Origin of the sequence: Ochrobactrum sp. P6BSIII (assembly GCF_014138065.1) — a bacterium.
Classification (GTDB): domain Bacteria; phylum Pseudomonadota; class Alphaproteobacteria; order Rhizobiales; family Rhizobiaceae; genus Brucella.
In genome coordinates, this window is the sequence record NZ_JACGXB010000001.1 from 215526 (window position 1) to 228070 (window position 12545).

Sequence of the window (12545 nt, forward strand, 5' to 3'; positions counted from 1 at the left end):
TCTTCCTCCGCAAAAACCCATAAGACTCATACAGATGATCCGAAGCAGAAACGGAGAGACTGGATGAAAGCGTTTTGGGCGGGTGCATTTGCGGTTGCCATGCTTGCAAGCACAATGTCGTCAAGCCATGCGACCGATGCAGAACCCAAATGGCGCGCCTCTTCCAGCCTGCTCGGCGAGCCCAAATATCCAGCCGATTTCAAGCATTATGACTATGTGAACCCCGATGCGCCGAAGGGCGGCACGCTCAATCAGGTCGCGGTCGGCACATTTGACAGCCTCAACCCATTCGTGGTGCAAGGCGTTCCCGCGGCAGGCCTGTCCGACTTCGGCGGCGGCATGCTCTACGATACGCTGATGACGGATTCGCTGGATCAGAGTTCGACGCAATATCCGCTCATTGCCGAGGCGCTTCAGTATCCGGAAGATTATTCCTGGGTGAAGTTCAAGCTCAATCCGAACGCCAAATGGCATGACGGCCAGCCGATCACCGTCGAAGACGTGATCTGGTCCTTCAATGTGCTGAAGAAGCAGTCCCCGCTCTACAACAAATATTATGGCGACGTGGAAAGTGCGGAAAAGACCGGCGATCATGAGGTGAAGTTCAACTTCAGCCAAAAGGGCAACCGCGAATTGCCGCAGATCATGGGCCAGCTTGCAGTGCTGCCGCAACATTGGTGGGAAGGTAAGGACGCGCAGGGCAAACAGCGTGATATCACCCGCCCGACGCTGGAAATTCCGCTGGGTTCGTCCGCCTACAAGATCGACAGTGTTTCGCCAGGACGCTCCATCACCTGGGCGCGCGTCGACGATTACTGGGGCAAGGACATCGCCGTAAATGTCGGCCGCAACAATTTCGACCGCGTGGTCTACGAATATTACTTCAATGAAGACGCGACCTGGGAAGCCTTCAAGAAGGGCGGTCAATACGATTATCGCAACGAAAACCGCGCCCAGCGCTGGGCGGAGCAGTATAATTTCCCGGCTGTTCAGCGCGGCGATGTTATCAAGAAGTCCTTCCCGTTCAATGCTGTCGGTCGCATGCAGGGCTATTTCCTGAATATGCGCCGCGACAAGTTCAAGGACCCGAAAGTCCGCGAAGCGCTGACCTATGCGTTCGACTTCGAATCCATGAATCGTCTTCTGTTCTTCAATCAGTACAGCCGCATCAACAGCTATTTTGCTGGCAACGAATTGCAGTTGAGCGGCCCGCCGACTCCGGCAGAACAGGCCATTCTTGAAACGGTCAAAGATTCGCTGCCCGCAGATGCCCTGACCAAGGAATTCAAGCTGCCTGTTTACGACACGCCGCAGGCAACCCGCGATAATCTGCGCACGGCCTTGAAGCTGTTTTCGGAAGCGGGATGGACATTGCAGGGCAACAAGCTCGTCGATGCAAAGGGCAATCCGTTCACCATCGAATTTCTCGGCAAGGACCCGACCGACGAGCGCATCTATAATCCGTTCGCAGCGAGCCTGCGCAAGATCGGGATCAATGCGACAGTGCGCATTGTCGATACCGCGCAATATCAGGCGCGCGTCAATGATTTCGACTATGACGTCATCACCTCCGTCATCGCGCAAACCGCCTCTCCCGGCAATGAGCAACGCGACATGTGGGGCTCCAAGGCCGCCGATTTCAAAGGCAGCCGCAACTATGCCGGTATCAAAAGCGAGGCAATCGACAAGCTGATCGACCGCGTGATCTACGCCAAGGACCGCGATGAACTCGTGGCCGCAAGCCATGCGCTCGACCGTGCTCTGCTGTGGAATTATTACGTCATTCCGCAATGGTATTCCGACCACATCAATGTGGCCTACTGGAACAAATTCGGCATGCCTGAAAAGCAGCCGGATTATATGGGTATCGATCCGTTCTCATGGTGGGTTGATCCCGCGAAGGCAGCCAAGCTCAAGACCGGCAGCGAATAGAGGCGTGCGAAGAATGACGATGCTTCGCATGAACCGCCGCCATTTTCTGGGGGTCTCGGGCAGCGCCGCAGTCGCGGTCTGCCTGCCGGGCCAGAATGTCATAGCCACAGCCTTTGCGGAGGTGCCGACTGGCAAGGCTCTGCACGGCCTGTCTGCCTTTGGTGAACTGAAATATGGCAGCGATTTCACCCATTTCGACTACACCAATCCAGATGCGCCGAAGGGCGGCACATTCAAGTTCGCCCCGGCAAGCTGGGTCTGGAACCAGAACACGCAGACCTTCAACACGCTCAGCACCTTTACCTTCAAAGGCGATGCGCCCCCGCGCATGGAGCTGACCTATGACAGCCTGATGGTGCCCGCTCTCGATGAGCCGGATTCCGTCTACGGGCTGATCGCAGAAAGCGCCACGCTGTCGAAAGATCGACAGACCTGCACCTTCAAGCTGCGCAAGGAAGCGCGCTTCCACGACGGTTCGCCCATAACGGCAAAAGACGTGCTATTCACCTATACGGTGCTGAAGGAAAAGGGCCACCCGATCATACGCCAGTCGCTCGCTGGACTGGAAAAGGTGGAGCTGACCGGAAAAAACGATATTCGCCTGCGCTTTGCGGCGGATCGCGGCCCCAATGCCATTCTCGACGCGGTGGTGCTGCCCATATTGTCGGAGAACTGGTTCAAGGACCGCAATTTTGAGGCGACGACCATGGAGCCGGTGCTCGGTTCCGGCGCTTACAAGGTCGGAAATTTCGCCGCCGGGCAATTCATCGAATATGACCGCGTTGAGGATTACTGGGCCAAAGATCTTCCGGTCCGGCGCGGCTCCAGCCATTTCGACCGCATCCACATAGAGTTCTTCCGCGACCGCCAGCCGGAATTTGAAGCCTTCAAGAAAGGCGATATCGATTTCCGTTCGGAAAGCGTGTCCAAGAACTGGGCGACGGGATACGACTTCCCGGCCATACAGCAGAAGAAAGTCATCAAGCGCACCTTCCCGAAAGAGAAAAGCCCGCTGATGCAGGCCTGGGCGGTGAACCAGCGCCGCGAGCGTTTCCGCGACCCGCGCGTGCGCGAGGCGATCAGTCTCTGTTTCGATTTCGAATGGACCAACGAGACCCTTTTCTTCAAGACCTATGAGCGTTCGCAATCGAGCTTCAACGGGTCGGATTTTCAGGCCAAGGGCCTGCCCTCCCCCGATGAGTTGAAAGTGCTGGAGCGCTATCGCGGCAAGCTTCCCGATACAGTATTCGGCGAGGCTGTCACCATGCCGGTTTCGGATGGAACGGGCCGCGACCGCGCGCAGTTCGGTCGCGCCATCAAGCTGATGGAAGAAGCTGGTTTCGAGCGGCGCAACGGCCAGTTCCACGACAAGGACGGTTCAAAATTCGGGCTTGAAATCCTCAGCGATTCCGAAGCTTTCACCCGCGTCTACAATCCGTTCATCCAGAAACTAAGGGCCATCGGCATTGATGCAACCTTGCGGCTGGTGGATGCGAGCCAATACCAGGCGCGCTTGCAGGATTTCCAGTTCGACATGGTTGGCCTTGCCATGCTGTTCGGCGCAACCCCGACCAGCGAATCGCTTGCCAGCATGTTCGGTTCACAAGCGGCCAAAACACCGGGAAGCTATAATCTGCCCGGCACGGCTGACCCGGTGATCGACGCCCTGATCGACGATGCCGGAAAGGTTTCGACCCGGGACGATCTTGTCGCTACGATCAGAGTGCTTGATCGGTACTTGCGTATCCGACGCGACTGGATTCCAAATTGGACAACAGCGAATCATCTCGTGGCCTATTGGGACCGGTTCGGTTTCAAGGAACCGAAGCCCGATTATGGCTTTCCGGTTGAGACGCTGTGGTGGATAGAAGAAGAAAAGGCAAAAGCTGTTGGTAAGCCATAAGAGAAACCCGGATCTAACGAGAGAGCCAAGCTGATGGGCGCTTACATCCTCCGCCGCTTGATCTTAATGATCCCGACCATCTTCGGCATCATGGCTATTTCCTTCGCCGTTGTTCAGTTCGCCCCCGGCGGTCCGGTCGAGCGCGTGATCGCGCAGCTTTCCGGTCAGGGCGGCGATGCGCTTGATCGCCTTTCCGGCGGTGGCGGCGATTTCGGTCAAAGCGCTGTCGATAGCGGCTCGGTCAACTCCAAATATCGCGGCGCACAGGGGCTGGACCCGCAATTCATCGCCGATCTGGAAAAGCAGTTCGGCTTCGACAAGCCACCGCTGGAGCGTTTTGGCCAGATGCTGTGGAACTATCTGCGCTTCGATTTCGGGCGCAGCTATTTCCGCGATATCAGCGTGATCGATCTCATCAAGGAAAAGATGCCGGTTTCGATCTCGCTCGGCCTGTGGCTGACATTTCTGTCCTATATGATCTCGATCCCGCTCGGCATTCGCAAGGCGATCAAGGAAGGCACGCGCTTCGACACTTGGACCAGCGCGGTCATCATCGTCGGCTACGCTATCCCAAGCTTCCTGTTCGCCATTCTGCTGATCGTGCTTTTCGCGGGCGGATCGTTCTTCGACTGGTTTCCGCTACGCGGTCTCACCTCGCCTGATTTCGCGCAGATGTCGTTCTGGGGCAAAATCGGCGACTATCTCTGGCACATGGTTCTGCCGGTCACAGCGCTGGTGCTTTCGGCCTTCGCCACCACGACGCTTCTGACGAAAAACTCGTTTCTCGAAGAAATCCGCAAGCAATATGTGACGACGGCGCGCGCCAAGGGCCTCACCGAGAATCAGGTGCTTTATCGCCATGTTTTCCGCAACGCCATGCTGATCGTCATCGCCGGTTTTCCGGGCGCTTTCATCTCGGCCTTCTTTACCGGCTCGCTTTTGATTGAAACCATCTTCTCCCTCGACGGTCTTGGCCTGCTCGGCTACCAGTCGGTCATCAACCGCGATTATCCGGTTGTGTTCGCCAATCTCTTCATCTTCTCGCTGATCGGACTGCTTGTCGGGCTTCTGTCCGATCTGACCTATACGTGGATCGATCCGCGCATTGATTTCGACCGGAGGGACGTGTGATGACAGACGCTGCCCTCACCCCCGCCGTCAAGCCAGTGAAAAGGCCATGGCTATCACCGCTGAACCGCCGCCGCTGGCAGAATTTCAAGGCCAACAAGCGCGGTTACTGGTCGCTGTGGGTTTTCCTGTTTCTGCTCATCGCCGCCCTTTGCTCCGAATTCATCGCCAATGATCGCCCGATTCTCGTTTCCTACAAGGGCGAGTTGCTGACGCCGGTTTTTGTCGATTATCCGGAAGAGAAATTCGGCGGCTTCTATGCCGTGACCGATTATCGCGATCCGGTGATACAGGAAGAAATCGCCAATAATGGCTGGGCGCTCTGGCCGCCCATTCGCTATTCCTACAACACCGTGAATAATGAAATCCCGGAAGCAGCGCCCTCAAAGCCCTTCTGGCTCTATTCCGCCGAGGAGCGCTGCCAGCGCTATGCGCAAGGTGTCAGCGATCCCAATTGCCGTTTTGGCAACTTCAACCTGCTTGGCACTGACGATCAGGCGCGAGATGTTTTTGCGCGCGCGCTTTACGGCTTCCGCATTTCGGTGCTGTTCGGCCTGATCCTCACCTTCTTCTCGGCCATCATCGGCGTGACGGCAGGCGCGGTTCAGGGCTATTTCGGCGGCTGGGTCGATCTGATCTTCCAGCGCGTCATCGAAATCTGGTCGTCGATCCCCGTGCTTTATCTGTTGCTGATCATAGCGGCGATCCTGCCACCGGGCTTCTGGGTGCTGCTCGGCATCATGCTTCTCTTCTCATGGGTGGCATTCGTCGGCGTTGTGCGCGCTGAATTCCTGCGCGCCCGAAACTTCGAATATGTGAATGCAGCGCGCGCACTTGGCGTGAAGAACGGCACCATCATGTGGCGTCACCTTCTGCCCAATGCCATGGTGGCGACGCTGACCTTCCTGCCCTTCATCCTGAACGGCTCGATCACCACGCTCACCTCGCTCGACTTCCTCGGCTTCGGCCTGCCGCCAGGTTCCGCCTCGCTCGGCGAACTTCTGGCGCAGGGCAAGAACAACCTTCAGGCGCCGTGGCTCGGCATTACCGGCTTCGTGGTCATCTCGGTCATGCTGTCGCTCCTGATCTTCATCGGCGAGGCGACACGCGACGCATTCGATCCGCGAAAGGCATTTCAATGAGTGGGTCAATGAGTGGATCCCCGTCCGAATCAGGCAACAAAACCCTGCTGTCCGTCCGCGACTTGTCGGTGGCGTTTCGCCAGAACGGCGAAGAGCGCATTTCGGTCGACCATGTGTCCTTCGACATTGCCGAAGGCGAGACCGTAGCTCTGGTCGGCGAATCCGGTTCGGGCAAGTCTGTTTCCGCCCTGTCGGTGCTGAAGCTTCTCCCCTACCCGGCCGCCAGCCACCCTTCCGGTGAAATCCTTTTCAACGACAAGGACTTGATGAAGGCCTCCGAGCCGGAATTGCGGCGCGTGCGCGGCAATGACATCGCCATGATCTTTCAGGAGCCGATGACCTCGCTCAACCCGCTGCACAGCGTCGAGCGGCAGGTCGGCGAAATCCTGCGTGTGCATCAGGGCATGGGCGACGCCCAGGCGCGGGCGCGCACGCTGGAGCTTCTGAACGAGGTTGGCATTCGCGAGCCGGAAAAGCGCTTGTCGGCCTTCCCGCATCAACTTTCGGGTGGGCAACGCCAGCGCGTGATGATCGCCATGGCGCTGGCCAACAAGCCGAAACTGCTGATCGCCGACGAACCAACCACGGCGCTCGATGTGACCGTGCAGGCGCAGATTTTGAAGCTGCTTGCCGAGTTGAAGGCCGCGCAAGGCATGTCCATGCTGTTCATCACCCACGATCTCGGCATCGTGCGCAAGATCGCCGACAAGGTCTGCGTGATGAGCAAGGGCAAGATCGTCGAAGCCGGTCCAACCAAGGACATCTTCGACAATCCGCAGCATCCCTATACCAAGCACCTGCTTGCCGCCGAACCGAAGGGCGAGCCGCCCGCTGCCGATCCGGCGGCAAAAACGGTGATGGAAGGCAAGGATATCCGCGTCTGGTTCCCGATCAAGAAGGGGTTCATGCGCAAGACCGTCGACCATGTGAAGGCGGTGGACGGTATCGATGTCAATCTACGTGCCGGTCAGACGCTCGGTGTCGTCGGCGAATCGGGGTCCGGCAAGACCACGCTTGGCCTCGCCCTTTCGCGGATGATTTCATCCAAGGGCGATATTCGCTTTGAAGGGCGTGATATCGCGAAATTCAGCTTCAAGGATATGCGCCCGCTGCGCCGTGAAATGCAGATCGTGTTTCAGGACCCGTTCGGCTCACTTTCTCCGCGCATGACCATTGCAGATATCATTGCCGAAGGCTTGCTGGTGCATGAGCCGAAACTCTCCGCCGATGACCGCGATGCGCGTGTCGTGGCAGCGCTGCAGGAAGTGAACCTCGACCCCGAAACCCGCTTCCGCTATCCGCATGAATTTTCCGGCGGCCAGCGCCAGCGCATCGCCATTGCGCGCGCCATGGTGCTGAACCCGCGCTTCGTCATGCTGGATGAGCCAACCTCGGCGCTCGACATGAGCGTGCAGGCGCAAGTGGTCGATCTTTTGCGTGGATTGCAGAAGAAGCATGATCTCGCCTATCTTTTCATTAGCCACGATCTCAAAGTGGTGCGGGCACTGGCCAATGATGTGCTGGTGATGCGCAACGGCAAGGCGGTCGAATATGGTACGGCGAAGGACGTCTTCGCCAATCCCAAGACCGACTATACCAAGGCGTTGATGGCGGCAGCCTTCCATATGGAGGCTACCGAGGGAGGAGTAAGACAATGACCAATAATGATAAGGGCAATATTCTTCTGGCGATCACCGATTGGGACCCGGAAATCTGGCTGAAGACATTCAAGGACAATGCGCCGGATCGCCCCGTGGTGACCGAACGCGCCGAGAATGATCCTTCCGTCAAATACGCTCTCGTATGGAAGCAGAAGCCCGGCTCGCTCGCCAATCTGCCCAACCTGAAAGTCATTTTCTCGCTTGGTGCTGGCGTGGACCACGTGTTCCGCGATGACCGCATTCCCGATGTGCCGTTGGTGCGCATCATCTCCGACGATCTGACCATGCGCATGACCGAATATGTGGTCTGGCAGGTGCTGGATCATCACCGTCTGGGATCGCGCTATCGCAAGCAGCAGCAGAACCATGTCTGGCATGAAGATCGCCGCCAGCCTGCCGCTCACGAAGTGACGGTCGGCATTATGGGGCTTGGCGTTCTGGGCCGCGATGCGGCTGAGAAGCTGAAAGCGCTGGGTTTCAACGTGACCGGCTGGAGCCGCCGCCAGCAGGAAATCGCTGGCGTGAAAACCTATCACGGTCGTGACGGTTTTGGCGCTTTTCTCAAGACCGCCGATATTTTCGTCTGTCTGCTGCCGCTGACGCCAGACACCAAGGGCATCCTGTCCATGTCGATGTTCGCGCAGCTGAAAAGCGACGGACCATTCGGCGCGCCGGTATTGATCAATGCCGGTCGCGGCGGCTTGCAGAACGAGGCTGATATTCTGGCGGCGCTCGACCGTGGGCTGCTTTCGGCAGCGTCGCTCGACGTGTTCAATCAGGAACCGCTGCCGACCACCAGCGCGCTCTGGGATCATCCGAGAGTGACGATCACGCCGCATGCAGCGGCAAGCTCGTCAGCAACGGCCCTTGTGCCGCAGATCATCCGGCAGATTGAAGCCTTCGAGCGCAATGGCACGCTGGAGCACATCGTCGACCGCAATACGCAGTATTGACGTTTCAGATTGGGGGATCGGCAGCTACACGCTGCCGGTCGTCTCACCACCTATCCCTGCACGATCTCCTTGCGCATGGTGATGGAGGTCGTGCGCGTATAGCCGGGATGCGCCGTTTCCGCGATCTTGCAATAACCGAGCTTTTCAAACACCGCCCGATTGCGCGTCAGTTCGATACGCACCTGCAATTCAATCGCCGGCTTGCCCTTCGCGATAGTTTCAGCCTCCGCACGCTGCATCAGGGCGCGAGCGATTCCCTGCCCCTCGAAGGCGGGCGCAACGGCAAGCTTGCCGAGATAGAAGCTGTCGCTTCTTTCCTTGATGAAAACGCAACCCGCCAGTTCCTCGCCAATCAGGGCTGCGAAGCCGGTCTCTTCCCCGGCCTTTTGTTTCAGTCCTTCCGCAGTCAGAAGATGCGCGGAAGACGGCGGATCAATCACGCCGTCCATATAAGCAAAGCTGTCGCGGATGAGTTTCAGAAGTTCGTCCCAGCGGGCGAAATCCTGACCGATGGGCGCAATGCTGAGCGCCGTCATTTGGGTTTGCGTGCCTTGTAGCGAATGGTCTCGAAACGGACATTCAGCGCGTTATAGAGCAACAGGCGACCAACCAGCGGTTCGCCGATACCGGTGACGAGCTTGATCACCTCCATCGCCTGCAAACTGCCGATCACACCCGGCAGCACGCCCAGCACGCCCGCTTCTGCACAGGTGGGAACAGTTCCCGGCGGCGGCGCTTCCGGGAAGAGGTCACGATAGGAGGGATTTTGCGTGCCGTCCGAACCGGCCAGATAAGGCATCAGTACAGTCACCGTGCCATCGAAGCGGCCCATTGCGCCAGTTACCAGCGGTCGCCCGACCTTGGCCGCCGTATCCGCCAGCACATAGCGCGTTGTGAAGTTGTCGGAGCCATCGACAATGACATCGTAATCGGCAATCAGCGCTTCGGCATTGTCCGCGTTGAGGCGCAGGGCATGGCCTTCGACCGTCACATGCGGATTGATGCGCGCAATGGCGTTTCGCGCGCTCTCGACCTTTTCCTGACCGACGCTTTCCGTGTCGTGGATGACCTGGCGCTGGAGATTGGACAGCGAAACCGTATCGTCGTCGACGATGCCGAGCGTCCCGATGCCCGCAGCCGCCAGATATTGCAGCACGGGCGCTCCGAGACCACCCGCACCGACAACCAATACACGCGCTGCCTTCAGCTTCTGCTGGCCTGGGCCACCGACTTCCGGCAGCACGATATGCCGCGCATAGCGTTCAAGTTCTTCGGACGAAAATGGTCTGGATGGTGCATTCATGATGGCCAACATATGCCTCCGCGACGATGCTGTCAGCGGATAATTTAGCTCTTGGTGAGAACGCCGCCTGCAACACTGAAAAACTGCGCATCGCCGCCAAGCGTGTCGAACAGCGCCCTGTCGGTGCCGGTCATGAAGGCCTGCCCGCCGAGATCGTCGAGAATGCCGAACAAGGCAGCGCGGCGGCCCGAATCGAGATGCGCGGCGATTTCGTCCAGAAGGAGAATCGGGGCCATGCCGGACAATTCGCCCGTCAGGCGCGCATGGGCCAGTATCAAACCGATGAGCAATGCCTTCTGCTCGCCGGTCGAGCACAGGGCGGCTGGCATGGCTTTCGGCCTATGCTGCACGATGAGATCGGTGCGGTGCGGCCCATCCAGCGTGCGGCCTGCCGCACGATCTCGGATGCGCCCGTCGCGCAGGGTGCGGCGGAAATCCTCTTCGAGATCGAGCGCCGCTTCGAGGCCGATCCGCTGTTCCAGCGAACCTTCCAGAAAGCAATCCGCCTTCGGAAAAGGACCTTCCGCCGGAAGGCGCTCTATCATGGCCGCAATCAGCCGCATGGCTTCTGCGCGTGCTGCGGCAATGGCGGTGCCAAGCTCCGCCATCTGGCTTTCGATGGCGTCGAGCCAGCGGTCGTCATTATTGCCTTCGCTGAGCAGCCGGTTGCGGCTGCGCATGGCTTTTTCATAATCGAGCACACGCTTGCCGTGCCCGGTATCGATGGCGAGGACCATGCGGTCGAGGAAACGCCGCCGGTCCGACGCGCCGCCGGTAAAAAGCCCGTCCATGGAAGGAACGACCCAGAGAATGCGGGCATAATCGAGAAGCTCGTCGCCAGAGGCTGCAACGCCGTTGATGCGAACCTTGCGCCCGCCTTCTCCGCCGCCTGCCGTTCCCGTACCGATTTCGGCTTCGCCGTAGATCATGCAATCCAGCGATGCGTGGATGGCAAAGCCGTCTCGCTGTCCTTCCGGACCGTTGACCCGCGCCACATCGTCATAAGACGCCCGGCGAAGACCGCGCCCCGGCGACAGAAAGGAAAGTGCTTCAATGAGATTGGTCTTGCCCGAACCGTTCTCGCCCGTCAGCACCACATGGCCGGGGCCAAGCGGCAGCGAGAGTTCCGCATAATTGCGGAAATCAGTAAGCTTAAGCCGCCGGACCGAAACCCGGTCGGGACGGCTTGTTATATCGTCTTTTATATCCACAATCGGGTTCTTTGAGAGGCCTCTTCCAGCGAGATGCCGGGGCTGTCGAGATTTTGGCTATGGCGAGCCGAAAATGGTGGGATTTGAGAACCGGAGCGCAGCGTACATACTGTACGTGAGCACCGGAAGCGAAAAATCACGCCATTTGCAGGCCGCCAGAGTCGAAATATCCCAGCCCTAGACGCGCATCGGCATCAGAACATACAGCACATCTTCGTCGCCGGTGTCGCGCACCAGTGTCGGCGAACCGGCATCGGCCAGCATGAAGACAGCATCCGAACCGGAAAGCTGGCTGGTGATGTCGAGCAGATATTTGGAGTTGAAGCCGATATCCAGCGGATCGGAATCATAATCCGCTGCCAGCTCGTCTGTTGCGCTGCCCGAATCGGGATTGTTGACCGTCAGCGTCAGCTGGCCATCGGCGATGGAAAGCTTGACCGCACGGCCACGCTCGCTCGAAATGGTCGAAACGCGATCGACGGAAGCGGCAAATTCCTGGCGTCCGATGGTGAGCTTCTTGTCATTGCCGGATGGAATGACACGCTGGTAATCCGGGAAGGTACCGTCGATGAGCTTGGAGGTGAGCACCACGGAGCCGACCGTAAAGCGGATCTTCGCGTCCGACAGTTCCACCATTGCCACCACATCAGGCGCATCGACCAGCTTCTGCAGTTCGGCAACCGTCTTGCGTGGAATGATGATGCCCGGCATACCTTCCGTTCCCGATGGGGCTTCCAGTTCGGCGCGGGCCAGACGGTGACCGTCGGTCGCCACAGCGCGCAGCTTCAAAGCGCCGTCGCTTTCGATGGCATGGAAGAAGATGCCGTTCAGATAATAGCGGGTTTCTTCCGTCGAGATCGCAAATTGGGTGCGGTCGATAAGGCGCTTCAGCGCCTGCGCTTCGATGCGGAAGGAATGGGTGAAGGACCCTGCCGTCAGTTCCGGGAAATCCGACTGCGGCAGGCACTGGAGGCGGAAGGACGACTTGCCGGAAATAACCGACATGGAGCCGCCATCGGGATTGGTGGACAGCATGACTTCCGCGCCATCGGGCAGCTTGCGCACGATATCATAGAGCAGATGTGCCGGGACCGTCGTCGCGCCCGCCTGCTCGACCATGGCGGCGGTTGCTTCATTCACTTCGAGATCGAGGTCGGTCGCCTTGAGGGCAAGGCTTGCGCCTTCGGCCTGCAAAAGCACGTTCGACAGAATCGGAATCGTGTTGCGACGCTCCACGACGCGGTGGACGTGGTTGAGAGATTTGAGAAGGTTCGATCGCTCTAGGGTAACACGCATGTTCAAACGCACTCGC

At 58.6% G+C, this 12545-nt stretch carries 10 protein-coding genes; 6 read left to right on the forward strand and 4 right to left on the reverse strand.

Going from position 1 to position 12545, the window contains the following annotated elements; genetic code table 11:
* Positions 1 to 63 precede the first annotated feature (63 nt).
* The 6 genes from FHW00_RS00945 to FHW00_RS00970 are packed head-to-tail and all read left to right on the forward strand — an operon-like array spanning position 64 to position 8719.
* Positions 64 to 1932, forward strand: a complete 1869-nt coding sequence (locus FHW00_RS00945) for an extracellular solute-binding protein (protein ID WP_078337768.1) — start codon at positions 64 to 66, stop codon at positions 1930 to 1932.
* A gap of 13 nt (positions 1933 to 1945) precedes the next feature.
* Entirely contained in the window at positions 1946 to 3835 is a 1890-nt protein-coding gene (locus FHW00_RS00950; protein WP_078337767.1) for an extracellular solute-binding protein, read from the forward strand.
* 33 nt (positions 3836 to 3868) lie between these two features.
* Positions 3869 to 4966, forward strand: coding sequence for a microcin C ABC transporter permease YejB (locus FHW00_RS00955; protein ID WP_078337766.1), 1098 nt, complete (start codon positions 3869 to 3871; stop codon positions 4964 to 4966).
* Complete coding sequence (locus FHW00_RS00960; protein WP_078337765.1) at positions 4966 to 6105, forward strand: ABC transporter permease; 1140 nt, start codon at positions 4966 to 4968, stop codon at positions 6103 to 6105. Before FHW00_RS00955 ends, FHW00_RS00960 begins: the two co-directional genes overlap by 1 nt.
* A complete protein-coding gene (locus tag FHW00_RS00965) occupies positions 6102 to 7763 on the forward strand; it encodes an ABC transporter ATP-binding protein (protein WP_078337764.1) in 1662 nt (553 codons plus the stop codon). The genes FHW00_RS00960 and FHW00_RS00965 overlap by 4 nt, the downstream gene beginning before the upstream one ends.
* A complete protein-coding gene (locus tag FHW00_RS00970) occupies positions 7760 to 8719 on the forward strand; it encodes a 2-hydroxyacid dehydrogenase (RefSeq protein ID WP_078337763.1) in 960 nt (319 codons plus the stop codon). The genes FHW00_RS00965 and FHW00_RS00970 overlap by 4 nt, the downstream gene beginning before the upstream one ends.
* Before the next feature lie 50 nt (positions 8720 to 8769).
* Here FHW00_RS00970 and FHW00_RS00975 read toward each other — a convergent pair whose 3' ends face one another.
* The 4 genes from FHW00_RS00975 to dnaN form a co-directional block, all read right to left on the reverse strand.
* Positions 8770 to 9255: a GNAT family N-acetyltransferase gene (locus FHW00_RS00975; protein ID WP_078337762.1), complete on the reverse strand. Its 486-nt coding sequence runs from the start codon at positions 9253 to 9255 to the stop codon at positions 8770 to 8772.
* A complete protein-coding gene (locus FHW00_RS00980) occupies positions 9252 to 10034 on the reverse strand; it encodes a molybdopterin-synthase adenylyltransferase MoeB (RefSeq protein ID WP_176168301.1) in 783 nt (260 codons plus the stop codon). Before FHW00_RS00980 ends, FHW00_RS00975 begins: the two co-directional genes overlap by 4 nt.
* A 32-nt stretch (positions 10035 to 10066) precedes the next feature.
* Positions 10067 to 11233, reverse strand: coding sequence for a DNA replication/repair protein RecF (recF, locus tag FHW00_RS00985; protein WP_078337761.1), 1167 nt, complete (start codon positions 11231 to 11233; stop codon positions 10067 to 10069).
* Between the two features lie 177 nt (positions 11234 to 11410).
* Entirely contained in the window at positions 11411 to 12529 is a 1119-nt protein-coding gene (gene dnaN, locus FHW00_RS00990) for a DNA polymerase III subunit beta (RefSeq protein ID WP_078337760.1), read from the reverse strand.
* Between the last annotated feature and the right edge of the window lie 16 nt (positions 12530 to 12545).

Bases quoted from the DNA above. Each gene is read 5' to 3' on its own strand.
- FHW00_RS00960 (WP_078337765.1), top strand. From the start codon at position 4,966: ATGACAGACGCTGCCCTCACCCCCGCCGTCAAGCCAGTGAAAAGGCCA.
- FHW00_RS00945 (WP_078337768.1), top strand. From the start codon at position 64: ATGAAAGCGTTTTGGGCGGGTGCATTTGCGGTTGCCATGCTTGCAAGC.
- FHW00_RS00980 (WP_176168301.1), bottom strand. From the start codon at position 10,034: ATGTTGGCCATCATGAATGCACCATCCAGACCATTTTCGTCCGAAGAA.
- dnaN (WP_078337760.1), bottom strand. From the start codon at position 12,529: ATGCGTGTTACCCTAGAGCGATCGAACCTTCTCAAATCTCTCAACCAC.
- FHW00_RS00955 (WP_078337766.1), top strand. From the start codon at position 3,869: ATGGGCGCTTACATCCTCCGCCGCTTGATCTTAATGATCCCGACCATC.
- FHW00_RS00970 (WP_078337763.1), top strand. From the start codon at position 7,760: ATGACCAATAATGATAAGGGCAATATTCTTCTGGCGATCACCGATTGG.
- FHW00_RS00950 (WP_078337767.1), top strand. From the start codon at position 1,946: ATGACGATGCTTCGCATGAACCGCCGCCATTTTCTGGGGGTCTCGGGC.
- FHW00_RS00965 (WP_078337764.1), top strand. From the start codon at position 6,102: ATGAGTGGGTCAATGAGTGGATCCCCGTCCGAATCAGGCAACAAAACC.
- FHW00_RS00975 (WP_078337762.1), bottom strand. From the start codon at position 9,255: ATGACGGCGCTCAGCATTGCGCCCATCGGTCAGGATTTCGCCCGCTGG.